Genomic DNA, 23,569 nt, shown 5'->3' on the forward strand with positions numbered 1-23,569 from the left:
TGAAGACAATACGAAACTTCTTAAGGAGACTCCGTCATGAGCACATCCGTGGTCCTCCCCGCTCTCGGAGAGAGTGTCACCGAGGGTACGGTCACCCGCTGGCTCAAGCAGGTCGGTGACACTGTTGAAGCCGATGAAGGCTTGCTCGAAATTTCTACCGATAAGGTCGACACCGAGATTCCATCACCCGTTTCTGGTGTGCTCGAAGAGATCCTGGCGGCCGAAGACGAGACCGTTGAAATCGGTGCAGTTCTTGCCCGGATCGGCGATGGCAGTGGTGGTGGGCAAGACTCAGCTCCTGCAGCTGAATCGGCCGAGCAGGCCCCTGCTCCGGAAGCTCCGGCTGCTCCAGCTGAGGAAGAAGCACCCGCTGCTACCTCAGAACAGGCTCCTGCAGAGTCTGCTCCCCCCGCAAGCGGTGATAGCACCGACATCGTTCTTCCGGAACTCGGCGAAAGCGTCACCGAAGGAACGGTTACTCGCTGGCTCAAACAGGTGGGCGAAGAGGTCGCCGTCGATGAAGCTCTCCTTGAGATCTCGACCGACAAGGTTGACACCGAGATTCCTTCGCCCGTGGCCGGTGTTCTGCAAGAAATTGTTGCCGCCGAAGATGAGACCGTCGAAGTTGGCGCAGTTCTTGCCCGCGTAGGTTCCGGGGCTGCCGCTCCTGAACCCGCTGCTCCCAAGGCAGAAGCACCTGCCGAGCCTGAGCAGGCACAGACCGCCGAACCCGAGCAGAAACAGGCACCTGCCGCTGCACCTGCCCCCACTCCGGCACCCGCAGCCCAGGCGGCACCGGCTCCCGCCCCTGCCGCTAAGACAGCCGAACCCGCAAGCGAAGCGACCGCAACGAGCGATGGCAATGCAGACCGTCTCTATGTGACTCCCCTCGTTCGCCGTTTGGCAGCCCAGCAGGGCGTTGACCTCACCACGATTAAGGGCACCGGCGTCGGTGGTCGCATCCGCAAGGAAGACGTGCTGAACGCAGCATCTGCTCCGGCAGCTGAATCCGCATCCGCACCGGCTGCTGCCCCGGCACATGAGCCGCTCGAAGTGTCGCCGCTGCGCGGTACTAAGCAGCCGATGTCGCGTCTGCGTAAGGTTCTCGCCGAGCGTGCTGTTGCCTCGATGCAGCAAACAGCTCAGCTGACCACGGTTGTTGAGGTCGATGTCACGGCCCTCGCCCAGTACCGTGAGCGCATGAAACAGTCGTTCCTCGACAAGACAGGCAACAAACTGTCGTTCATGCCGTTCTTTGCGCTTGCTGCCGCTGAGGCCTTGCAGGCGTACCCGATTATTAACGCCACGGTTGACGGCAATGAAATCGTGTACCCGGCAACAGAGAACCTATCGATCGCTGTCGACACAGAGCGTGGCCTTCTTACACCGGTACTGCGCGACGCCGCATCGAAGAATATCGCCGAAATTGCTCACGAGATTGCCGACCTTGCCGCGCGAACCCGTGAGAACAAACTCAAGCCCGACGAGCTTGCGGGCGGCACATTCACGCTGACCAACACCGGTTCACGCGGTGCGCTCTTCGACACCCCTGTCGTGTTCTTGCCGCAGTCGGCAATTCTCGGCACCGGCATCGTTGTCAAACGACCCGGGCTGGTCAACGTCGATGGCGTCGACGCAATCGCCGTACGCTCCTACGTGTACCTGGCACTGTCGTACGATCACCGCACGATTGACGGAGCGGATGCAGCGCGGTTCCTCGGCGCCGTCAAGAGCCGCCTGGAAGCAGCGCAGTTTGAGGGCCAGCTAGGAATGTGACTCTCTAGTTCGTATTGTTAGGAGGGCCCGCGACGTCGTAGACGTCGCGGGCCCTCCACTCATTTTCTTCACGAACGACAACAACGATCTGCTCTTCTACACCGCTCTCGGCCGGAAGCCGTACGGCTGCCACATCGCCATAGTCATCAACAAGAGTCGGGCTCGTCGACGACGACGATCGGGCTGCCAGCGCCGCTATGACAGCTGTCGTTCCTTCGTCAGCGACAAGAGCCGCGCACACCGTGTCTCCGGACTCCCAGCAGTAACTAGCCAGCTCAATGAGCGCCGGAACGGCCGCGAGAGGGTCGGCATTGCGCGGAGGGAACGATGGCGAAGCCGGGGCAGGCGGTTCTGTCTCGGCATCCGGATTCTCGGTATTCAGAGACTCGGCATTGGGCGAATCGTCACTGAGCAAGTCGCCACCGAGCACATCGGTACCAGGAGTTTCGGCAGCGTCGATCTCGATTACCTCGGGTGCGTTTTCTGGCGGCGACGTCGACGCATTTGTCGGCCACAGGAGGCCAACGGCCAGAATTGTGCCGGCGACAACAAGAGCCACAGCGAACACCCGTTTGCGCCGCGGGGGCGCCGCCTGTGACTTTTCGTTGAGCGACCACGATGGGCCCCACTCCCCCTCGACGTCACCGGCCGGAACGGAATCAGGAGCCGTGCGTGCACGTGCGTCACGCCATTCGGCAAACTGTTCATGAGCACGAGTCCACGCCTGCACCAACCATGAATTGTGTCTCACGCTGCTTTCACGAATCGAGCCGTCGCGCAACGCTACGGGGTCGAATAGCCGGGCGGGTACAGCCGCCGACCGTGCGGTTTCTGGCCCATAAAGGTCGCTGTGTAGCGGCCGCGGGGCAGCCAGTTCAAGCAGATCGTGCTCGTGGCGAGCGATACTGCGATAAAAGCGACGGGGTTCCTGGGTATCGAGCACGATGTCGGCAATAGCGCGTCGTAGCGAACGGTCATTCGTCGCCACCATGGGGTGTTGAATAAGCGTCCGCACGCCGTCGAGTAATGCCGGCCCCTCGCCGATGACAAACACGGGTCTGCTCTCGTGAGTGAGCCACCACTCGCCCGAGGCAGGTGCTGTTGCGTCTTTCTCTAACCATTCCCCCGCGCCACGCAGCAGGCTAATGATGAGAGTTACGGCTTCGCCAGGTTCAAGCGGCCGCCGAACAAGTTCACGCTCCGCCAAAAACTTGTCGATTGTTTGCGTGCACCAGGGCAAGACCACGCTGGTGCCGTTGTCACGCAACACAAGATCAGTGGGAGCCGCTATATGCTCAGCCCCACAAAAGTGCCACAGGTCGGCCCCTCGCCATACGAGAGCATCAGAAAGAACTGCGACCGAGGAATCGACCCTTATGAGTAATCCTGGGTAGGGGCCCTCGTCTGGCAGAATTGTGCGGATTATCCGGTGCGCCTCCGGTAGCAGCAGCGTCGAAGATACCTCGCCATCAGTCATGCATCTATTGCACGCTATGACGTTGCTCCGCTCTGCCCGCACCGGCGATGGACACAATAGTGAACCGATCACTGCTCTTGGGGAGGAAACGCGCGTCGAGAGTCGACGAGAGTGGGTAGGCTGGAATCTATGGCAAAGCGTTCGTCAGAACCCGAAAAGCGCCCGGGCTTCTTCTCTCAAATTCGATCACTGTTCCGTTTCACGCGTGATATCTACCCATGGCTGCCATGGTTACAGATCAGTGTTCTGCTCTTGGGTATCGGTGGCGGACTTATCGTCGGCTTTCTCATGCGGCCGTTCAGCTGGATCACCGTTGTGCTCTGGGCAGTCACAGGCCTCATGGTCGGCGTGTTGGCGGCCATGTTCATCATGACCCGGCTGTCAACAAAGGCGATGTATCAAAAGATTGATGGGATGCCGGGCGCCGCCGGACACGTGCTTAGCACGAGCCTTGGCCGTAGCTGGCAGGCCGCAGACTCGCCCGTCGGAGTAAACCCCAAGACGCAGGAAGCCGTGTACCGCGCCGTCGGCCGTGGCGGCATCGTCGTGGTCGGAGAAGGCTCGCGCGGGCGACTTACCCGTCTGGTCAATGAAGAGAAGGTCAAGGCAAAGCGGGTGGCTCACGGTGTTCCCGTCACCGTACTGTATCTGGGGCACGGCGAAGACGAAGTACCGATCGACGCACTCGCCAAAACCGTCAAGAAGCTGCCCAAGTCAATTGACAAGCCGACGCAAGCGGCCGTCATCAAGCGGCTCGAATCGGTATCCCAGTCGCTGTCATCGTTGCCGATTCCGAAGGGAATCGACCCTCTCAAGGCTCGCGCTCCCCGACCACGCTAACGAGCATTACTTCGCGCCACCATGCCTGCGCGGCCGCTCACTATTCCAGCGGCTGCGAGGGCAAGCGTCGCACCTTTGCACGGCGCCGACGACGTTCAGGGACCATCGAGCGCATCTCTTCGAGCTTTCCGAAGCACAGAAGCCGATCGCCAGTTTCTAACACGACGTGTTTGCGTGGATTAGGAATCACGGTGCTCCCACGGTGCAGAGTAAGCACCGTAATATCGCGCTCCCACAGCTGCGACTCTCCCAGTGTTTTGCCGACGAGGTCGACGGCGCCATGGACGAGAAGCTCTGCGACGCCATAACCGGTTGATACGGCCAAACGTTGGCGCACGTCGATTTCGGGGAAGGCGACTCGGCCTGCAATGTAATCGACGATGGCCCCGGCCACGTCGAGCTTTGTGGCCTCTTCGATCCCCTGCAACCCTGGCGACGAGTTGACCTCCATCACCATGGGTCCGTCATCGCTTTCGAGCATGTCTACGCCGGCTACACGCAAGCCCATGATCTGTGCCGACCGCACGGCCGTCTGCTCATACACCGGATCAAGATCGACCGGCTCGACCCGTCCACCGCGATGCACGTTCGAGCGGAACTCGTCTCCGTGCGCGACTCGTCGCATAGCAGCAACAACCCGATCGCCCACCACGAGAGCCCGAATGTCACGGCCTCGGCTCTCGGCAATAAATTTCTGAATCAGCACGTTCTGCTTTGTCGAGTGCAGTGTCTCGATGATGGCCTCGGCCACTTTCACCTGCGGCGCAAGGATCACACCTATCCCCTGCGTACCCTCCAATAGTTTGATAACAACGGGGGCACCACCTACTCGTTCGATCGCCGGTCGCACATCGGCCCGGTTGCGTACAAATGCCGTGGGTGGCATCGCGATACCGTGACGCGAAAGAATTTGATTCGCGCGCAACTTATCGCGCGCGGTCGTGATCCCATTCGCCGTATTGGGTGTGTACACATCCATCTGTTCAAACTGCCGCACGACCGCGGTACCGAAGAACGTGATGGAGTTACCGATGCGCGGCACGATTGCGTCGTAGTCACTGAGCGGTTTGCCGCGGTAATGCAGATCGGGCTCATCAGCTGTGAGGTCAATGGCAAAGCGGAGCGTGTTGAGTACCTTCACCTGGTGACCGCGTTGAAGAGCCGCGGCGCGAAGCCGCTGCGTTGAGTATGCCTGGGGTGCGCGTGAGAGAACCGCGATTTTCACGTTCGGGGGTTCCTGCCATGATAGAAGTTGTGCAAAGGTCTTCTTATTCAAACACCATTCTGGGCTGGCGAGAATGGGTGAGCCTGCCCGACCTCGGGGTGTCGTGGCTGAAGGCCAAAATCGACACCGGAGCACGCACCTCAGCGCTTCATGCTTTCGACATTCATGAATACGAGTCGCCGGACGGCCCTCGCGTACGGTTTCGGGTGCATCCCTGGCAAAACAACGACGACGACTCGGTGGAGGCCGATCTAGCGGTGCACGACCGGCGCATGGTGCGTAGTTCAACCGGGCACCAGCAGAGCCGTATCGTTGTTATCGCCACGGTGCGCCTGCTCGGCGAGGATGTGCCGTGTGAGGTGACACTTACTAATCGTGACGCAATGGGTTTTCGCATGCTGATCGGCCGCGAGGCACTTCGACAACGCTTCGTGGTTGACCCTGCACGGTCGTTTATGGGGGGTCGGCCCGAGCGAGCCATTCGGCGTCGCAACCGCGAAGGCTAGTCAGTGGCATCCGGGGCTTTTTATGCCGGATGCTACCGCCGCACGAGCATCGTACCCACAGCCTTATCGTGCAGGCCCCGCTGATCGGCGTCCCACACAACAGCCGGAATCACGAGCACGAGAAGTGCCGTACGGACGATGGGTCGCCACAGGCCCGGCCATCCGCCGTCGAGCATTTCTAGCCGGAGCCCGACGAGGCGATGTCCTGGACTGCCGCCGAGGGTGGGAATAAAGATAATCTGCAGCGCAATAAACACCATGACCGGGCTAAAGAGCGTCACACCGGCTTCGGCCGGTAGCGCCCACTGGTCGTAACCGAAGAACAGCGTCGCGATGAGTGACGACGCCACCCAGTCGATCAGCAACGCGAGAAGGCGGCGGCCGATACGGCCGATACTGCCGGAATCGGTTGCAGGAAGCCCCAGTCGCTCACCGGGATAGGAAGCAGAATCATCGTGTGCCACGCCCCTCAGACTATCGGCGTTATGAACACGCCGAAAATTTCTCAGATACCGCGTGGGTGTCAGAAAGACATAGTCTGCTAGATAGAGAAAAACCGCTGCACGCGAATCAGGAGCCGCGAATGTTCACTACGCCCGCCGAGGTGCTCGCCTACATCAAGGAGACCGACGTTCGTTTCGTCGACATCCGTTTTACCGATCTTCCGGGGGTGCAGCAACACTTCAACGTGCCGGCGTCAACTGTCGACGACGACTTTTTCGTGCACGGTCAGCTCTTTGATGGCTCGTCTATTCGCGGTTTTGCCAGCGTTCACGAGTCTGACCTGCAGTTGATTCCGGATGTCACAACGGCATATGTCGACCCCTTCCGCACCGAGCGGACGCTCGTCATGGTCTTTGACATTCACTCTCCGCACACGGGCGAGATTTATCCGAAAGATCCGCGACAGGTGGCACGTAAGGCAGAGCGTCATCTGGCGGCATCCGGTATCGCAGACACCGCGTTTTTTGCGCCCGAAGCCGAGTTCTACATCTTCGACGACGTGCGTTACCAGGTGCGCCCCGAGCACACGTTTTACCGGCTCGACTCGGACGAGGCCGCATGGAACACGGGGCGTCGTGAAGACGGTGGCAACCTGGCGAATAAAACGCCGTTTAAGGGCGGATACTTTCCTGTCGCGCCGGTCGATAAGCATGCCGATCTGCGTGACGACATTGTCGTGCACCTCGAAGAGGTGGGCCTGCAGGTGGAGCGCTCCCATCATGAGGTGGGAACGGCCGGGCAGGGCGAAATCAACTACCGCTTTGACACGCTCGTGCACGCCGCCGACGACGTTTTAAAGTTCAAATACATTGTGAAAAATGTTGCTGAGCAGTGGGGCAAGACGGCAACGTTTATGCCCAAGCCGCTCTCGGGTGACAACGGTTCGGGTATGCACACGCACCAGTCACTGTGGCGTGATGGCACTCCCCTGTTCTATGACGAGACCGGTTATGCGCAGCTGAGCGACGTTGCACGCTGGTATATCGGCGGGCTGTTGCGCCACGCGCCCGCTATTTTGGCGTTCACCAACCCGTCGATCAACAGCTATCGTCGCCTGGTGAAACACTATGAGGCGCCGGTGAACCTGGCGTATTCGGCCGGTAACCGCTCGGCAGCGATCCGTATTCCCCTCACGGGCTCTAACCCGAAGGCTAAGCGTGTGGAGTTTCGGGTGCCGGATGCCGCAAGCAACCCGTACCTCGCTTTTGCGGCGCAGTTGATGGCTGGCCTTGACGGCATCAAGAACCGGATCGAGCCTCTCGCACCGATTGATAAAGACCTCTACGAGCTGCCGCCCGAGGAAGCCAAGAACATTCCTCAGGTGCCGGGTTCGCTGCAGGAGTCATTGGAAGCACTCCGTAACGATCATGCGTTTCTGCTCGACGGTGGTGTCTTCACCGAAGACCTCATCGAAACCTGGATCGCCTACAAGACCGAGTACGAGATTCAGCCTCTTGCTGAGCGCCCGCACCCGTTCGAGTTCGAGCTCTATTACGGCGTGTAACCGCCTCGGGCAGTCGTCTCACCGTAAAAGAGCGTTTCGAAGGTTTTGCGGGCCCGCCGGGTGGTGCGAAGGTACTGTTCTTCGAGCGCCCCGGCGGACCGCTCCGGGAAACCCAGGATGCGTGCCATGGCATCAAGACGTTCGCGGTCGGAAGGAAAAACATCGCTGGTTTGGCCGGTAATTAGCGTGTTGGCCGAGCGTAGTCGGCTGGCCAATATCCAGGCATCCTGAAGTTTTTTTGCGGACGCTGCCGACACGAACCCCTCGTCGACCGCGGCAGCCAGTGCCTGCAGTGTCGATGTGGTTTGCAGGCTCGGAGTCTGATGAGCATGCTGCAGCTGAATCAGTTGCACAAGCCATTCCACGTCGCTGAGAGTGCCGGGCCCGAGCTTGAGGTGTCGCCGTGGTTCGACGCCCTGCGGCAGCCTCTCGCCTTCTACGCGGGCTTTGATGCGCTTAATCTCACGAAGATCGTTGAGTGCCAACTGTGCTGGGTAGCGCACACTGTCAGCGAGCTCGTCAAAACGAGCGATGAGTGCGGCGCTGCCGGCAATGCCGCGGGCTCGCAGCAGAGCCTGCGCTTCCCACGTCAGTGACCACTTGCGGTAGTAGCGTTCATATGCGTCAAACGAGCGCACCAGTGGTCCGTTGCGACCTTCGGGGCGCAGATCGGCATCGAGTTCAAGAGGCACCAGCGGGTCGACGAGATGGTCGCGCAGCAGATGCACGATCCGGATGCTGAGCTCTTGGGCGACTGCGGAGTCGACACCGTTGGCGTCGTACACATACAGCACGTCGGCGTCGGAGCCGAACCCGAGCTCAGCACCGCCGAAGCGCCCCATGGCGATGACCGAGAAATCGAGTGCTGCGTGTTCGGGCGGAACAATTTCGCGTCGCACTGCACGAAGGGCAGCCTGGATGGTTGCCTCGGTGATTTCGGTGAGCGACTGAGCGACCTGATCAATCGTCACGACGTCGAGTACCGAGCCCATGGCGGTGCGTAATAGCTCGCGTCGTCGCAGCGCTCGCACAGCGCGCAGTGCACCTTCGGTCGTGCGATGGCGTGTTTGTATGGCCCGCGCTTCTTCGTCAAGGGCCGACCACGGGCGTGGCTGTAGGCGCTCGGCGCTGTCAAGCCAGGCTACCGATTCGGGAATCCACTCCATCAGTTCGCCGACGAACCGTGATGAGGTCAGCACGCGAGTAATGCGTTTTGCTGCGCCTGATGAGTCGCGGAGCATGCGTAAAAACCACGGGGTGTTGCCGAGCCGTTCGCTGATTCTGCGGAACGCCAACAGTCCGTAATCGGGGTCTGTTCCCTCGGCGAACCAGTGCACCATGACGGGCATCAGATGGCGTTGGATGGTTGATTTACGACTGATACCGCTCGTGAGCGCACCAATATGTTGCAGGGCGCCTGCCGGGTCACTGAATCCGATGGCAGCTAGTCGCCCGCGCGCGGCATCCGTCGACAGTGTTCTTTCGGCTTCAGGAAGCGCGGCAACGGCACTCAAGAGCGGACGATAAAACAGTCGCACGTGAATATCGCGCACTTCGCGCCGAATCGTCTCCCACACGGCACGAAGCTCGTCGGCACTTGAGGCAAGGCCTGTTGCCCGTGCCAAAATCCTCAGCTCGGCGTCGGTATCGGGCATCCGGTGGGTGCGGCTGAGGTGTTGCAGCTGTAGGCGATGTTCGAGCAAGCGCAAGGCTCGGTAGTGGTCACCAAATGCTGCGGCGTCATCGCGGCCAATGTATCCGGTTTCAACGAGCGCCTCGAGGGCGTCAAGAGTGGACGGTTGCCGGATGCTGGTGTCGCTGAGACCGTGCACGAGCTGCAAAAGCTGCACGGTAAATTCGATGTCGCGAATACCGCCCGGCCCGAGCTTAATTTCGTAGGGGGCTTCTTCGGCGGGCAAGTGTTCGGTGACTCTTTCGCGCATGCGCTGTACGCTGTCGACGAAGTCGTTGCGTGCCGAGCTCTCCCAAACAAACGGGCTCATCGCCGCCATATAGTCGGCACCGAGTTCTGCGTCGCCGGCGATGGGTCGGGCCTTGAGCAGAGCCTGAAACTCCCAGCTTTGCGCCCACCGTTCGTAATACGCGCGGTGCGAGGCCAGAGAACGCACGAGCGCGCCCTGTTTTCCTTCGGGGCGCAGTGCCGTATCGACCTCCCACAGCGGCGGCTCGGTTTCTACGCCTGAAAGAACCTGCACTATTTTTTGTGCCATCCGCGTAGCAAGGTCGATTGCCCTGTGCTCAGGCAGCGACTCTTCGTCGCGGGTGCCCGCAACAAAAATGACGTCAACGTCGCTGAGATAGTTCAGTTCTCGTGCGCCCGTCTTGCCCATACCGATGATCGCCAGCCGCACGTTGCTGACCGCGTCGCGTCCGACTGTGTCGGCAACCGTGGCGCGCGCAAGTTCTAACGCTATGGTCATCGCTGCAGACGCGAGGTCGGCAAGAGTCGCCGACACCGCCTCCACGGCGTCCTGCGCGGTGTCTGCCAGCAAATCGTAGAGCGCCGTTTGCGCGAGGAGTCGCCGGTATGCCGCGCGCAACGCCACGACCGAGGCATGATCCGTGGCCCGGGCAGCATCCGGAAGCGCCGCTCGCAGAGCAGTCTCTGCCTGTCCACGACTCGGCAACCAGGGCGGGGCGCTATCGATAACGTCGAGGTGTTCCGGATGCCGCAGAAAAAAGTTCCCCAGGCCCTCCGACGCCCCCAACAGCAGCCACGCTCGGCGACGCCGTTCTTCATCGGCGAGCACGTCGTAGACGGCCGCCGGGGTTCTGCGACCAATATGGAGCAGGCTCTGCAGCGCGGTATCGAGGTCGGCTCCGTGCGCGTTGTCGATGAGCTCTTCACGCGTGAGACCGGTGAGGTCGGCGAGTTCTCCGAGTCCCGTCGACGCCGCGGTAAGTTCGGTGAAACCACGACGGGCGAGAGCGCTGAGTCCGGATGCGCGGGCGCGCGCGGTCGGAGGAATTCCCGGTAGTGCAGGCATGTGTGTCAGAGCATTCCGAGGTTGCTCTTGAGTTCAAAGGGTGTCACTTGCGAACGATAAGCTTCCCACTCTTTTCGTTTGTTGAGCAGCACGAAGTTGAACACCTGTTCGCCGAGCGTTTCGGCAACGAGTTCTGACTCTTCCATGTATTCGAGCGCGTGATCAAGACTGGCAGGCAGCGGCGCATAACCGAGAGCACGGCGTTCGGAATCACTCAACGACCACACATTGTCTTCGGCCTCGGGCGGCAGCTCGTATTCCTCTTCGATGCCCTTCAGGCCCGCTGCCAACAGCAGCGCATAGGCAAGGTACGGGTTTGCGGCCGAATCGAGCGCCCGATATTCGACTCTTGTCGACTGGCCCTTATTGGGCTTGTACATGGGAACCCGCACCAGCGCTGAACGGTTGTTGTGCCCCCAGGTGACGAAGCTCGGGGCTTCATCGCCACCCCATATGCGCTTATACGAGTTCACAAACTGGTTAGTGACCGCCGCGATCTCGTTCGCATGGCGCAGCAGGCCAGCAATAAAGCGACGCCCCGTGAGTGAAAGGTGATACTCAGCGCCCTCCTCATGAAAAGCGTTCACATCGCCTTCAAAGAGCGACATGTGCGTGTGCATACCGCTTCCGGGATGCCCGCTCAGCGGCTTGGGCATAAACGTGGCATACACGCCCTGCTCGATCGCTACTTCTTTGACCACGGTACGAAACGTCATGACGTTATCGGCCGTCGACAGCGCATCAGAGTAGCGCAGGTCGATTTCGTTCTGACCGGGGCCTGCTTCGTGGTGGCTGTACTCGACAGAGATGCCTAAGTCTTCGAGCATGCGCACCGATCGCCGTCGAAAGTCGTGGGCGGTGCCCCCGGGAACATTATCGAAATATCCGGCATGGTCGACCGGTTCTGGACCCTCGGGGCCATATGCCGACGACTTCAGCAGATAAAACTCAATCTCGGGGTGCGTGTAAAACGTGAATCCGGCGTCGGAGGCCCGAGCCAGTGCGCGACGCAACACATTGCGCGGATCGGCAGCGGCGGGCCTGCCATCGGGCGTAGTCAGATCGCAAAACATGCGGGCCGTCGGATCGACATCTCCGCGCCACGGTAAAAGCTGAAACGTGGTCGGGTCGGGTTGCGCCAACAAATCAGACTCGTACGTGCGCGTAAAACCCTCGATGGCCGAGCCATCGAAACCCATCCCCTCAGCAAAGGCACCTTCCACCTCTGCCGGGGCGATCGCCACCGACTTCAATGTTCCGATGACATCGGTAAACCACAGCCGAACAAACTTAACGCCGCGCTCTTCAATCGTGCGCAGCACAAAATCGCGCTGTTTGTTTGTGCTCACTGTTCACCGCCCGCCGGAGCACCCCAGTCATCTTCCGCCTGCTCTTCTTCTTCCCACGCTTGCGCACGCTCCTGTAGTTTTTGCGGTGCGCGCTCAGCTTCTTCGGCAGTATCAAACGGCCCGACTCGGTATGCAGCAGGCGAGAGCATGCCGTGCTCGACCTGCCTGGTGTTCATGTTGAACCAGTACTTGCGCTCTTCTGACACGGTGCCTCCTTCGGCCTGGGTGGCTTTCGATTCTATCCGCCTGCCGCCGTGGCGCTAGGCTATCGACATGACTTCAGCGATCGGCGTAGACATCGGTGGCACCGGCATTAAGGCCGGGGTTGTCAACCTGGAACACGGAAAATTAGAATCCGACCGGGTGCGGCTTCCCACCCCGCGGGGAGCACAACCAGCAGATGTATTGGCCACTGTGCAGCAGGTGCTCGACATGCTCGGTGTGAGCGACTCATCTCTTCCCCTCGGTGTTGCTTTTCCCGCGAGCATTAAAGAGGGCCGCACACTATCGGCCGCCAATATCGCGCAGGAATGGATCGGTTTTGAGGCCGAAAAGTTTTTCGAAAATGGCCTGGGCCGCTCCATCACCTTTGTGAATGATGCGGATGCCGCAGGTGTTGCTGAAGCTCGGCATGGTGCGGCTCGCGGTGCACGCAGGCTCACGATTCTTACGACCCTCGGCACAGGAATTGGCTCAGCGTTCCTGTACAACGGCACGCTCGTACCGAATACTGAACTCGGTCACCTCAACTATGAGGGCGACTCCATCGAACGGTGGACCGCTTACTCTGCCATGGAGCGCGAACAGTTATCGTGGCAAGACTGGGCCGCCCGTCTGCAGGTGTTTTACGACCACGTAGAGTTCTTATTCACGCCCGACCTTTTTGTTGTGGGCGGCGGTGTGTCGAAGCATCCGGAAAACTTTATTCCGCTGCTCAACCTGCGCACGCCGATTGTTCCGGCAATTCACCGCAACTCTTCGGGCATTATCGGCGCAGCGTCGCTCGCTGCCGACTAGAACCACTCGTTCCGGGTTACTTCGACTGCGTCGCCTCATGGGGCGGCGCAGTCGCCCTTTGTACAGAAGGATGGTCGTGCAGAGGAACGGGCCGGCCTGTACGCCGGGTTCTGTGCCGGGGCTCTCACCCCTTCGACGGTCATCTCTCTCGGCGACACGTTACCGTGCCGCTCTAGCGGCCTACCCGAGAACTTCGCGAGCAGCGTCATCATTCTCTGTCTGGCCTTGCTCCGGACGAGGTTTACCGTGCGATGTGCGTCACCGCACACCCGGTGGTCTCTTACACCACCCTTTCACCCTTACCCGTCTCAACTGGGTTGAGCCGGGCGGTCTGCTTTCTGTGGCACTTTCTCGCGGATTACTCCGGGTGGGTGTTACCCACCATCCTGCTCTGTGGAGCCCGGACGTTCCTCGGTGCAGTTTCCTGCCACGCGACCGTCCAGCCGACCCGTTCTCTTCCAGTCTACGGTTATCGCCGGCCCAGGTTTACCGTTCTTAGCGTGTTACACGTGTGCATCGGACGACACTGTGAGATCGAGTGGCATGGTGATCGGAAAATCGCCAAACAGTCGCCGTGTGGCTGCCTGTGCTGCTTCGTGAACAGCGGTGCTTGCCGCGTCGGCAAGTTCGCGGGGGCAATGCACAATTACTTCGTCGTGCAAAAAGAAAACGAGGTGGGCGCGGTGGTTCGCCACGGAGCCGGATGCTGCTGCAGGCACCTGCGTCTGAGGTAGTGCCCACAGCCGCTGGCGTATTTCGGCCAGCCAGACCAAGGCCCATTCGGCTGCTGTGCCCTGCACAATAAAGTTACGGGTGAACCGGCCGAATTCGCGCCGGACTCGCTGTTGGTCACGCGCCGCATATGCGGCATCCGGCATGTCTTGGGCTGGGGGCGGTTGTGCTGTCGGTGATGTTCGGCCCAGAAGAGTCATCACGTGGCCGCCCTCTTCGCCGGTGCGCGCTGCGTCGTCGACCAGCCGCATGGCGCGAGTGAACACGGTGCGCAGTCGCGGCACGAGTCGGCCGCTGTCTCCGGTGGTCGCGCCATACATAGCGCCGAGAACAGCATATTTTGCTTCTTCTCGAGTAGCGACGATTCCCGTGCGCACAATACCCTCATAGAGGTCGCCTCCCGCCGCAGCCTGCGCCATGGCAGAGTCGGCCGCCATAGCCGCTAATACGCGGGGTTCGAGCTGGGCGACGTCGGCCATAATGAGCACCCACCCGTCGTCGGCACGTACGGCCGGGCGCAGCTGTCGCGGAATCTGTAGTGCGCCGCCACCCGACGATGCCCAGCGCCCTGTCACAACAGCGCCGGGCAGGTAGACGGGGCGGAATCGTTCGTCATGCACCCATTCGGCTAGCCACGTCCAACCATTCGCTGCAAACAGGCGCGCCATCCGCTTATATTCCAAAAGAGGAACAATAGCCGGATGCTGGTGTTGCACGAGTTCGTGTTTCGATGTCGATCGCGCAGCTACCCCCGCCCGCTGTAAGGCTCGTAACAGTTTCGGCTGGCTATCGATGCTCAACTGCGGATCATTGAGAAGCGTACGGATCTGTGCTGCTGTGTCGCGCATACGCTGCGGTATGCCACCAACGCCACGGGGCCCGAGAGCATCCTCAAGAATCTGCTCATGAACGGCCGTATTCCATGGCACTCCGGCCGCCGTCATTTCTTCGGCGACAAGAGCGCCCGCCGATTCCAAACGACACAGCATCTCCACACGACCGTCGCGACTGGACGCCAAGGCGTCCCGCTGCCGCGAGTACTCTCCGTACAGCTCGTCGCTGTCCTGCGTGTTACGGGCGTGCGGCGAGATCCAGGCAAATAGCGCTGCCTGGGTGTCGTGTGCGTCGCTCACTGGCTGTGAGCGACGCCAGTGCGCAGCATCCGGCAATTGTTTCGGTATGAGCGCGGAATCGCGAATAATCTGGTGGCACAGCAGGAGATCCCACGCGCGAGCTACCCGTACTCCGTCGGCCAGCAGCGTCGGATAGTCGTCGCGGATGCTGCGAAATATCCATCGCGGCGCGCTGTGCTGTTCGTAATGGCGTATGGCGGCATGTGCCTGACGTTCGCTATACGTTTTGCGATGATACTCGTGACCATTTTCGTTGAGAAAAACGAGTGTCATGTCGCCAGAATCTTCGTGCCCGATAACGACACTGGCGGGCTTTGATGGCGCCGCGTTCGCCGACACATCTGCACTCACCGACACACCTATGACAATACGCCGTCATGCGTTTCTTCCCTGTCACGCGCATTTACCCACTGTTTCAATGCATGACCCACCGTGACAAAAACTCGCACAGTGTCGGTGCAACGGTCTAGCGTGGTCAGCAACGCCACGAGAGGAGTCACCATGACCAACCCCGACTCGGCCTTTACCGCCCACAACGGTTTTACTCTGCCTGCGCAGGGTCTGGGCACCTATAACCTGCGCGGTGAAGACGGAGCAGACGCTGTACGAAACGGCATCGAATCGGGCTATCGCCTTATTGACTCGGCATTCAACTACGAAAACGAGGGCGCTGTCGGCTGGGGCGTATCCGGTGCTGCTATTGATCCATCAGAGTTGGTGGTCACCACCAAACTGGCAGGACGCCACCATCCGGCTCACCGGGCAAGCGTAGCGATTGAAGAGAGCCGATTTCGTTTGGCTGTCGAATCCATCGACCTGCTGCTCATTCACTGGCCCAATCCTGAGCGCGACGAATATGTTGATGCGTGGGGCGCGATGATTGACGCACGCGAGCGTGGTCTTGTTCGTCAGATCGGTGTTTCTAACTTTCTCCCTGAGCATCTCGAACGGATTGAAAAGGCTACCGGTGTACGCCCCGTGGTCAACCAGATTGAGTTGCACCCACATTTTCCGCAGGCCGATGCTCTTGCCTATCACCGCGAGAACGGAATTATTACCGAAGCGTGGAGCCCTATCGGCCGAGCGCGCGACGTCGTCGCCGACGACGTCATTGTCGAGATCGCTGAAGCACATCGGGCAACGCCGGTGCAGGTGATTCTCGCGTGGCACCAGGCTCGCGGGGTCGTCGCGATTCCCAAGGCCGCCGACCCTGCGCATCAGAAGCAAAATCTCGCCGCGCTCAATCTCACTCTGAACGATGATGAGGTCGCCGCGATCACGGCTCTCGGCAGGGCCGATGGTCGCCTTTTTGGCGCAGACCCGGCTACGCACGAAGAGCTATAGAGCAGCGGTTTAGAACAGTGTTTCAGGCGCCGGTGCCTGCTCGGTCTCGTGGCTGTCGAAGTTGCGAGTAAAGCTGGCACCGGCGTCCATGGCCTCGTTTGCGAGTGCATCAGCGCGAGCGTTGTCGTTGCGGGGAATCCATTCAAACGTAACGTTTGCCGTGCTGATGAGTGCACGGGCATGACGGGCGAGTTCTTGCATGTCGGGATGTTTAATTTTCCACCGGCCCGACATTTGCTCGACCACCAGCTTGGAGTCCATACGCACTCGTACCTGTGCGGTACGGTCACGGCCGAGGGCTGCTTCGAGCCCGGCGATCATGCCACGATATTCAGCGACGTTATTGGTGGCTATGCCCACCCACACACCGCATTCGGCAAGGAGGGTCCCTGTTGTTTCGTCGATAACGACGGCTCCGCCCGCTGCTTTTCCGGGGTTTCCTCGTGAACCACCATCGGCTTCGACGATGAAGCGTGCGCTCACAGGCCTGACTCTTCTGTGCGCACAAGAATGCAGCCGCACTCGGGGCATGTTGCAATTGCGTCGGCTGCGAGGCGTCGAATCTGTGCCATATCTGTACTGGACAGCATCATGTGGCAGCCACCGCATGTGCCAGCGCGCAAGAGCGCTGCCCCTATTCCTCGGGTTGCGCGGCGATCGTAATCGGCAAGCAGTTCCGGCGAGATTCCTCCCGTGATTGCTTCGCGGTCGCGACGAATGTTGTCGGCTTCTTTTTCTGCGGCAGCGACGGCAGCCTTGGCCTGGCGGGTGAGTTCTTGACCTTCCGCAGTTGTCGCGTCGACCAATGCCTGCTGTGCTGCGAGGCGCGCTTCGGTCTCTTCGAGCGCACCCATCGCATCGAGCTGGGTGTCTTCGAGCGAGTGAAGCCTTCTCTCAATGCTGACGATTTCGTGCTCTAAAGCAACGGCATCTTTCGGATTTGTGACGCTCGTGAGTCTTTGAGCGTTTCGTTCTTTCCGCTGTTGCGCGAGCGCCACATCAGACTCGATACGGGCAAGTTCACTGCGAGCATCGTCGCGTGCTCCGGTGGCAACGGTCAGTTCGCGCACCTGTTCATTCCGTTGTGCTGCAAGCTCCGAGATTCGAGCTGCCTGCTCCGGATGCTTGCGAGCATGCTCTGTCTGAGCCAAGCGGCGATCAAGGTCGGCAACGTCAAGCAAAATACGCTGGTGGTCGGGGTTTGCATTCACGGTTTCCAACCTACGCCAGGAACAGGCATCCGGAACACTCATCGCGCCGTGCCGGCACCTCATGCATTAGTCGCTGATCACACCGTCAACGTAAAACCAGTGCGTGTTTTCTTTCACAAACGTGCTCCGTTCATGCAGCACACCACGCACGCCGTCGTCGCGAAAATGCGCACGGAATTCGACCGTCCCTGCTGAGTCGAACGGTCCACCTTGCACGACGGAAACAATTTCTAGCGCTCGCCACTCGAGAGAATCATCAAGATCCAGCGTCTCTGGCCGTGTGGAGGCATGCCACGACTTCAACAAATATGCGGTGTCGCGGTGCGCAAATGCCGTGTATCTCGACCGCATCAATCGTTCAGCCGACGGCGCTGAGCGTCCGGCGATGACCGGCCCACAACACGACTCATACACGTCGCCACTCAAGCACGGGCAGCGCATGGTTCTGGCACTGTTCATCTAGCTATCGTGGCACTTCTGCGCGGTGCGACGCATGGCTCGCACCGCCGTGAACAGCCATTCCCTCGCACGTGGCTCCATCAATTCGCCTTCGAGCGTGAGTTCGTGCACGCTGTGCCACACCTCGTCCATTTTCCCCGGCATTTGAGCGTCACGATGTGGCTGCGCCCAGGCACCACGTTCGATACAGGTTTTTAGCATCCGGCAGCCGTCGGTAAAAAGGCGCCGATATTCTTTGCTGATCCCTTGCAGCTGTGCTGCATCCGGATCATCGGCACCTGAATCATGGTCGGGCAGATCGCCAGGAGTTTTTGTGATCGAAAGAAGATCGTGAAGCGAGTCGTCAATGGCAGTGATTTCGTATTTGTCGCGTGACAAGTCCGTGTCTGCACGGCGCGCACGCACATTCCCGCGACGATTATGATCAGCAAACTGCACCGCGTCACGTGCTTCATGAAGTGCGCTTTGAGCTGCTTCATAGAACTGCACAAGGTCGGTCTGTGCTGCCTGCGAAACCCCGGATGCCACCACATCGCCTGTTCCCTGAACACACGAAGCGAACGCATAGCGAGCCTGCAACACCTTCTCATGAACTTCCTGAGGCCGGACAGGCGGAGGCAACAGCACGTTGGCGATGATTCCGAGCCCTGCCCCGAGAACAAATTGCGCAGCGAGCCCTATCGAAAACTCGCCCGGTTCAGAACCACCACTAAGAAATACAAACGCCGCAGTAAACGGGATGTATGCCTTGCCGGGGCCGAGCCAGGCTATACCCGACAAGATACTGGCGATAGCGATAGCAAGAAAGAGAGCCACAATTCCGTGAACGCCAGAAAAAATCAGTGTCCACGCCACGGCAAGTCCTGCACCGACCCCAATAATGGCTTTCACGCTCGAGATCACCGATGAAGCGACCGTCGGAGCCATCGCGACGAGTGCCCCGAGGGGCGCGTAGTACGCATAGTCCGCGAAATCGCCCGGCAAAAGGCCGCCCAATGCCCAGCCGAGTGTCGCGGTAGCCGCTGATTTTGCTGCCAGTAACAAGTGGGCAGGCTGGAGCAAAACACGCGCCGACGAAGTTATCCGGCGCTGGAAGGCCGCCGCCCGCTCGGTGATACGTGGTTCACCAGACATGCATCCGACGCTACGTCGCCCACAAAACCCATCCCAGACCGTTGCTCTCGTGCTGTGACGGTGCTACAGGCGGTGTGTTGTTCTCGTAGTGAAACGATAGAAGTGGGCCCTGAGGGACTCGAACCCCCGACCCTCTGGGTGTAAACCAGATGCTCTAACCAACTGAGCTAAAGGCCCGACTGAAGCAGTCTAATACTATCTGACGTTTCGATGCACATTGCGCACCGATGTCGTCGAACAGCGATAGGCTGAGTGCAATGCCCGTTGTACAAAGCCGACAAGGCCTGTGACGGCGTTTCCCGTTTCCTTGGCATGATCTGCCATCACGACGAAAGGCTGGCCGTGACCGTTCACGATCAGGATCCGTACTCGCAGGGGCCGCTCGATAGTGACCCAGAGGAGACCGGAGAGTGGCAACAGTCGCTCGATGAACTCGTCGACGTCAAGGGACGTGGACGAGGGCGCGAGATTATGCTGAGCCTGCTCAAGCGGTCTAAAGAACTGCACCTGGGTGTTCCCATGGTGCCCACCACCGACTACATCAACACCATCGCGCCGGAGAACGAACCCGACTTCCCCGGCGAAGAAGAGGTAGAACGTCGTTATCGTCACTGGATCCGCTGGAACGCAGCAGTGACTGTGCACCGCGCACAACGACCCGGAATCGGTGTCGGCGGACACATCTCGACATACGCTTCGTCTGCATCGCTGTACGAGGTGGGTTTCAACCACTTCTTCCGCGGCCTCGACGATCCCAATGGCGGCGACCAGATTTTTATCCAGGGTCACGCATCCCCAGGAATCTACGCACGGTCGTTCTTGGAAGGGCGACTCAGCGAACAGCAGCTTGATGGTTTCCGTCAAGAGAAATCGCATGCTCCCGTGGGAATTCCTTCGTACCCGCACCCGCACCTTATGCCCGAATACTGGCAGTTCCCGACGGTGTCGATGGGGCTCGGTCCGATCAACGCCATCTATCAGGCGATGGCCAACCGGTACCTCACCAACCGGGGCATTAAAGACGTCTCTGATTCGCACGTTTGGGCATTCCTCGGCGACGGCGAAATGGATGAAATCGAAAGCCGCGGACAACTACAGGTTGCCGCCAACGAAGGCCTCGACAACCTCACCTTCGTTATCAACTGCAACCTTCAGCGCCTCGACGGCCCGGTGCGCGGTAACGGCAAGATCATTCAGGAACTCGAGAGCTTCTTCCGTGGTGCTGGCTGGAACGTCATCAAGGTCGTGTGGGGCCGCGAGTGGGACGACCTTCTCGCCAACGACACCGAAGGTGCCCTCCTCAATCTCATGAATGAGACACCCGACGGCGACTACCAGACGTACAAAGCAGAGTCGGGCGCTTTCATTCGCGAACACTTCTTCGGCCGTGATGAGCGTGCCGCAGCACTCGTGGCCGACTACACCGACGACCAGATCTGGCACCTGCGTCGCGGCGGACACGACTACCGCAAGGTCTTTGCCGCATACAAGGCCGCCCTCGAACACAAGGGGCAGCCCACCGTGATTCTGGCGAAGACGGTGAAGGGTTATGGCCTCGGCCCCCACTTCGAGGGTCGCAACGCAACGCACCAGATGAAGAAGATGACGCTGGACAACCTCAAGACGTTCCGCGACACCATGCAGGTTCCGATCACCGACGCCCAGTTGGAAGAGAACCCCTACCTGCCGCCCTACTATCACCCGGGTGAAAACGACGAAACGATCCAGTACATGCTGGAGCGTCGCCGCAACCTCGGTGGCTTTTTGCCCGAGCGTCGCACCACGCATGTTCCGCTCGCGCTGCCCGGCGACAACACATACGCGCTACCGAAGAAGGGCTCCGGGTCACAAGAGATCGCCACAACCATGGCGTTCGTGCGTCTGCTGAAAGACCTTCTGCGGGCCAAAGACTTCGGTCACCGCATCGTGCCCATCATTCCCGATGAAGCACGCACATTCGGTATCGATGCCTACTTCCCCACCGCAAAGATCTACAACCCGCACGGCCAGCAGTACACCTCTGTCGACCGCGAACTTCTCCTGGCGTACAAAGAGAGCCCCCAGGGCCAGATTATGCACGTCGGCATCAACGAGGCCGGTGCTGTCGCAGCATTCACAGCGACGGGCACCTCGTACTCCACGCACGGCGAACCACTGATTCCGATCTACATCTTCTACTCGATGTTCGGATTCCAGCGCACGGGCGACGGCCAATGGGCGGCCGGCGACCAGATGGCACGCGGGTTCATCATCGGAGCCACAGCAGGGCGTACAACCCTCACGGGTGAAGGCTTGCAGCACGCTGATGGCCACTCACCACTGCTCGCATCCACAAACCCCTCCACGGTGTCGTATGACCCCGCCTACGGTTATGAAATCGCCCACATCGTTCGGTCTGGCCTTGAGCGCATGTATGGCGGCGAGCATCCGGACCCCGATGTTATGTACTACATCACCGTGTACAACGAGCCCTATGTACAGCCAGCAGAACCCGAAGGCGTCGATGTCGATGGCATCATTCGCGGAATCCACCAAGTTTCTGCGGGCAGTGCCGAAGGACCCAAGGCGCAACTGCTAGCATCCGGAGTCGCTGTTCCCTGGGCCCTAGAAGCACAGGAACTGCTGCAGAAAGACTGGGGAGTAAGTGCAGACGTCTGGTCGGTGACCTCGTGGGGCGAACTGCGCCGCGACGGCCTTGCCGCCGACGAACACAACTTCTTGCACCCCGAAGAAGAACCGCGCACGGCATACATCACCGAGAAACTGCGCGACGCGCAGGGCCCTGTTGTTGCCGTGAGCGACTACATGCACGCGGTACAAGACCAGATTCGCCCGTGGGTATCGCAACGTTACGCGACGCTCGGCGCCGACGGATACGGCTTCTCTGATACCCGTGCCGCAGCGCGACGCTTCTTCAAGATTGATGGGCCGTCGATCGTTGTACGCACGCTGCAGTCGCTCGCTGAAGAAGGCGTCGTCGACCGCGCACTGGCAGCACAGGCAATTGAGAAATACCGCCTGCACGATGTCAACGCCGGAACCACCGGCAACGCAGGCGGCGAAAGCTAACTCGTCAGCCGTGAGCCCGTCACAACAAAAACCAATGGACAAAGCCGCCACGCTCGCGTGGCTGCGGCGAATGTCTGGGGACCTTGCAACTGCGACACTTCAACGCCTGGAAGCAACACTCCCCTGGTATGCCGAAATGCCACCGGCCCGACGCTCAGCCGTCGGGCTGGTGGCCCAGGCCGGGTTTACATCGTTCATCCAGTGGTACGAAGATCCCACGTCAACACCGTGGATCGCGGCCGACATTTTTGCTGCCGCACCGCGCGAACTTCTGCGCAGCGTTAGCCTGCAGCAAACCCTGCAGCTTATCCGCGTCACTGTCGAGGTGACAGAAGAACGCGTCGCAGCCAAACACGATCACCTTCGCGAAGCAATACTGCTCTACTCACGCGACGTGGCATTCGCTGCCGCCGACGTCTATGCGCGTGCGGCAGAAGCCCGCGGCCTCTGGGATGCCCGACTCGAAGCCCTCGTCGTCGACTCGATACTGACCGGTGAGGCCGACGAAGAACTCCCCAGCCGCATTGCCGCACTCGGCTGGCACGGCCACGGCGAAGTCAGCGTCATTGTCGGCACCACACCCCCACAGTTCGATATCGACCAGGTGCGCCGCCTAGCGCGCAAAATGCACGTCGACGTTCTCGTGGGAGTACAGGGCTCGCGCCTCGTACTCGTACTCGGACGCGCCCGCCCGCCCAGGCCCGATGAAGAACCCCGCGACGAGCTCACCTTTACCGAGATCGCCAATGCGTTCGAATCATCATTCGGTACAGGCCACCTCGTGCTCGGCCCCGCTGTACCAGCACTCGTCGATGCCGGACAAAGCGCCCGAGCAGCCCTGGCCGGCTTTGCCGTCGCCCGCGCTTGGCGGGGCGCCCCACGACCGGTCGAAGCCGACGACCTCTTGCCCGAACGGGCAATCGCCGGTGATGCACTGGCAAAACACACGCTCATCGAGCGAATTTATCGGCCGCTCGAAACCCACTCCACCGACCTCATCACAACGCTGTGGAGCTATCTCGACAACGGGCGCTCGCTGGAAGCCACCGCACGCGAACTCTTTGTGCACCCCAACACGGTGCGCTACCGCCTCAAACGCGTCAGCGACGTGATCGGTTGGGACGCAACAGGGCCCCGCGAAGCATTCATTTTGCAGACAGCTCTCGTGCTCGGATCCATCGGAGCCGCCGACCCGCTCCGCCGTCGAACACCTATCCGACGCGCACGATGACAAGAATTCACCGACATCCACAACACATTTCTTCATTCTTGTAAGGAATA

19 protein-coding genes, 1 tRNA gene and 1 other RNA gene are annotated in these 23,569 nt (G+C 60.2%); 8 read left to right on the forward strand and 13 right to left on the reverse strand.

All coding sequences use genetic code 11. The features are described 5' to 3' along the window. The first annotated feature begins 36 nt into the window (after positions 1 to 36). Entirely contained in the window at positions 37 to 1,776 is a 1,740-nt protein-coding gene (gene sucB, locus ACQUSW_RS01975) for a 2-oxoglutarate dehydrogenase, E2 component, dihydrolipoamide succinyltransferase (protein WP_428930604.1), read from the forward strand. Between the two features lie 4 nt (positions 1,777 to 1,780). Here sucB and ACQUSW_RS01980 read toward each other — a convergent pair whose 3' ends face one another. Next, positions 1,781 to 3,253: a hypothetical protein gene (locus tag ACQUSW_RS01980; RefSeq protein ID WP_428930605.1), complete on the reverse strand. Its 1,473-nt coding sequence runs from the start codon at positions 3,251 to 3,253 to the stop codon at positions 1,781 to 1,783. A gap of 129 nt (positions 3,254 to 3,382) precedes the next feature. Here ACQUSW_RS01980 and ACQUSW_RS01985 point away from each other — a divergent pair, with 129 nt between their 5' ends. Continuing rightward, positions 3,383 to 4,093: a DUF4191 family protein gene (locus ACQUSW_RS01985; protein ID WP_428930606.1), complete on the forward strand. Its 711-nt coding sequence runs from the start codon at positions 3,383 to 3,385 to the stop codon at positions 4,091 to 4,093. A 40-nt stretch (positions 4,094 to 4,133) separates the two neighbouring features. Here the strand turns inward: ACQUSW_RS01985 and ACQUSW_RS01990 are convergent, their stop codons facing one another. Beyond that, a complete protein-coding gene (locus tag ACQUSW_RS01990; RefSeq protein ID WP_428930607.1) occupies positions 4,134 to 5,318 on the reverse strand; it encodes a RimK family alpha-L-glutamate ligase in 1,185 nt (394 codons plus the stop codon). A gap of 29 nt (positions 5,319 to 5,347) precedes the next feature. On the opposite strand from ACQUSW_RS01990, the gene ACQUSW_RS01995 reads away from it, so the two are divergent. Next, complete coding sequence (locus tag ACQUSW_RS01995) at positions 5,348 to 5,824, forward strand: ATP-dependent zinc protease family protein (protein WP_489672324.1); 477 nt, start codon at positions 5,348 to 5,350, stop codon at positions 5,822 to 5,824. A 32-nt stretch (positions 5,825 to 5,856) separates the two neighbouring features. Here the strand turns inward: ACQUSW_RS01995 and ACQUSW_RS02000 are convergent, their stop codons facing one another. Then, a complete protein-coding gene (locus ACQUSW_RS02000) occupies positions 5,857 to 6,288 on the reverse strand; it encodes an RDD family protein (protein WP_428930609.1) in 432 nt (143 codons plus the stop codon). Between the two features lie 119 nt (positions 6,289 to 6,407). On the opposite strand from ACQUSW_RS02000, the gene glnA (ACQUSW_RS02005) reads away from it, so the two are divergent. Further along, on the forward strand, positions 6,408 to 7,832 hold the full coding sequence (glnA, locus tag ACQUSW_RS02005; RefSeq protein WP_428930610.1) for a type I glutamate--ammonia ligase: 1,425 nt from the start codon (positions 6,408 to 6,410) through the stop codon (positions 7,830 to 7,832). Here glnA (ACQUSW_RS02005) and ACQUSW_RS02010 read toward each other — a convergent pair. The 3 genes from ACQUSW_RS02010 to ACQUSW_RS02020 are packed head-to-tail and all read right to left on the reverse strand — an operon-like array spanning position 7,820 to position 12,395. Beyond that, positions 7,820 to 10,840, reverse strand: coding sequence for a bifunctional [glutamine synthetase] adenylyltransferase/[glutamine synthetase]-adenylyl-L-tyrosine phosphorylase (locus tag ACQUSW_RS02010; RefSeq protein WP_428930611.1), 3,021 nt, complete (start codon positions 10,838 to 10,840; stop codon positions 7,820 to 7,822). The genes glnA (ACQUSW_RS02005) and ACQUSW_RS02010 overlap by 13 nt on opposite strands. Before the next feature lie 5 nt (positions 10,841 to 10,845). Further along, positions 10,846 to 12,189, reverse strand: coding sequence for a type I glutamate--ammonia ligase (gene glnA / locus ACQUSW_RS02015; RefSeq protein ID WP_428930612.1), 1,344 nt, complete (start codon positions 12,187 to 12,189; stop codon positions 10,846 to 10,848). Then, positions 12,186 to 12,395 (reverse strand): SPOR domain-containing protein, encoded by a 210-nt coding sequence (locus tag ACQUSW_RS02020; protein WP_428930613.1) that lies wholly within the window; start codon positions 12,393 to 12,395, stop codon positions 12,186 to 12,188. The genes glnA (ACQUSW_RS02015) and ACQUSW_RS02020 overlap by 4 nt, the downstream gene beginning before the upstream one ends. Positions 12,396 to 12,462: 67 nt before the next feature. Between ACQUSW_RS02020 and ppgK the strand changes: the two genes are divergently transcribed. Beyond that, on the forward strand, positions 12,463 to 13,206 hold the full coding sequence (gene ppgK / locus ACQUSW_RS02025; protein WP_428930614.1) for a polyphosphate--glucose phosphotransferase: 744 nt from the start codon (positions 12,463 to 12,465) through the stop codon (positions 13,204 to 13,206). Positions 13,207 to 13,289: 83 nt separating this feature from the next. Here ppgK and rnpB read toward each other — a convergent pair. Both rnpB and ACQUSW_RS02035 read right to left on the reverse strand, forming a co-directional pair. After that, an RNA gene (gene rnpB, locus ACQUSW_RS02030) (RNase P RNA component class A) lies at positions 13,290 to 13,657 on the reverse strand. Positions 13,658 to 13,709: 52 nt separating this feature from the next. After that, complete coding sequence (locus tag ACQUSW_RS02035; protein WP_428930615.1) at positions 13,710 to 15,422, reverse strand: bifunctional 3'-5' exonuclease/DNA polymerase; 1,713 nt, start codon at positions 15,420 to 15,422, stop codon at positions 13,710 to 13,712. A 150-nt stretch (positions 15,423 to 15,572) separates the two neighbouring features. Between ACQUSW_RS02035 and ACQUSW_RS02040 the strand changes: the two genes are divergently transcribed. Continuing rightward, entirely contained in the window at positions 15,573 to 16,415 is an 843-nt protein-coding gene (locus ACQUSW_RS02040) for an aldo/keto reductase (protein WP_428930616.1), read from the forward strand. Positions 16,416 to 16,424: 9 nt separating this feature from the next. On the opposite strand, the gene ACQUSW_RS02045 is transcribed toward ACQUSW_RS02040, so the two are convergent. The 5 genes from ACQUSW_RS02045 to ACQUSW_RS02065 form a co-directional block, all read right to left on the reverse strand. Next, positions 16,425 to 16,898, reverse strand: a complete 474-nt coding sequence (locus ACQUSW_RS02045; RefSeq protein WP_428930617.1) for a reverse transcriptase-like protein — start codon at positions 16,896 to 16,898, stop codon at positions 16,425 to 16,427. Continuing rightward, complete coding sequence (locus ACQUSW_RS02050; RefSeq protein WP_428930618.1) at positions 16,895 to 17,626, reverse strand: zinc ribbon domain-containing protein; 732 nt, start codon at positions 17,624 to 17,626, stop codon at positions 16,895 to 16,897. The genes ACQUSW_RS02045 and ACQUSW_RS02050 overlap by 4 nt, the downstream gene beginning before the upstream one ends. Positions 17,627 to 17,692: 66 nt before the next feature. Next, positions 17,693 to 18,085: a YchJ family protein gene (locus ACQUSW_RS02055; RefSeq protein WP_428930619.1), complete on the reverse strand. Its 393-nt coding sequence runs from the start codon at positions 18,083 to 18,085 to the stop codon at positions 17,693 to 17,695. After that, positions 18,086 to 19,219, reverse strand: coding sequence for an FUSC family protein (locus ACQUSW_RS02060; RefSeq protein ID WP_428930620.1), 1,134 nt, complete (start codon positions 19,217 to 19,219; stop codon positions 18,086 to 18,088). It abuts the gene before it with no gap. 103 nt (positions 19,220 to 19,322) lie between these two features. Then, a tRNA-Val gene (locus ACQUSW_RS02065) sits at positions 19,323 to 19,396 on the reverse strand. Positions 19,397 to 19,561: 165 nt separating this feature from the next. Between ACQUSW_RS02065 and aceE the strand changes: the two genes are divergently transcribed. Beyond that, the gene (gene aceE / locus ACQUSW_RS02070) at positions 19,562 to 22,288 is read left to right on the forward strand and encodes a pyruvate dehydrogenase (acetyl-transferring), homodimeric type (protein ID WP_428930621.1); all 2,727 of its coding nucleotides are present in this window, start codon (positions 19,562 to 19,564) and stop codon (positions 22,286 to 22,288) included. Positions 22,289 to 22,322: 34 nt separating this feature from the next. Next, entirely contained in the window at positions 22,323 to 23,519 is a 1,197-nt protein-coding gene (locus ACQUSW_RS02075) for a PucR family transcriptional regulator (protein ID WP_428930622.1), read from the forward strand. The last annotated feature ends 50 nt before the right edge of the window (positions 23,520 to 23,569 follow it).

It is taken from the genome of Microbacterium luticellae (assembly GCF_050408645.1).
Lineage (GTDB): Bacteria > Actinomycetota > Actinomycetes > Actinomycetales > Microbacteriaceae > Microbacterium.

Excerpts from the sequence above, each read along its gene's own strand:
- sucB (WP_428930604.1), top strand. The coding sequence starts at position 37 with ATGAGCACATCCGTGGTCCTCCCCGCTCTCGGAGAGAGTGTCACCGAG.
- ACQUSW_RS01980 (WP_428930605.1), bottom strand. The coding sequence starts at position 3,253 with ATGACTGATGGCGAGGTATCTTCGACGCTGCTGCTACCGGAGGCGCAC.
- ACQUSW_RS01985 (WP_428930606.1), top strand. The coding sequence starts at position 3,383 with ATGGCAAAGCGTTCGTCAGAACCCGAAAAGCGCCCGGGCTTCTTCTCT.
- glnA (WP_428930610.1), top strand. The coding sequence starts at position 6,408 with ATGTTCACTACGCCCGCCGAGGTGCTCGCCTACATCAAGGAGACCGAC.
- ACQUSW_RS02010 (WP_428930611.1), bottom strand. The coding sequence starts at position 10,840 with ATGCCTGCACTACCGGGAATTCCTCCGACCGCGCGCGCCCGCGCATCC.
- ppgK (WP_428930614.1), top strand. The coding sequence starts at position 12,463 with ATGACTTCAGCGATCGGCGTAGACATCGGTGGCACCGGCATTAAGGCC.
- ACQUSW_RS02040 (WP_428930616.1), top strand. The coding sequence starts at position 15,573 with ATGACCAACCCCGACTCGGCCTTTACCGCCCACAACGGTTTTACTCTG.
- ACQUSW_RS02055 (WP_428930619.1), bottom strand. The coding sequence starts at position 18,085 with ATGAACAGTGCCAGAACCATGCGCTGCCCGTGCTTGAGTGGCGACGTG.
- ACQUSW_RS02060 (WP_428930620.1), bottom strand. The coding sequence starts at position 19,219 with ATGTCTGGTGAACCACGTATCACCGAGCGGGCGGCGGCCTTCCAGCGC.
- ACQUSW_RS02075 (WP_428930622.1), top strand. The coding sequence starts at position 22,323 with ATGGACAAAGCCGCCACGCTCGCGTGGCTGCGGCGAATGTCTGGGGAC.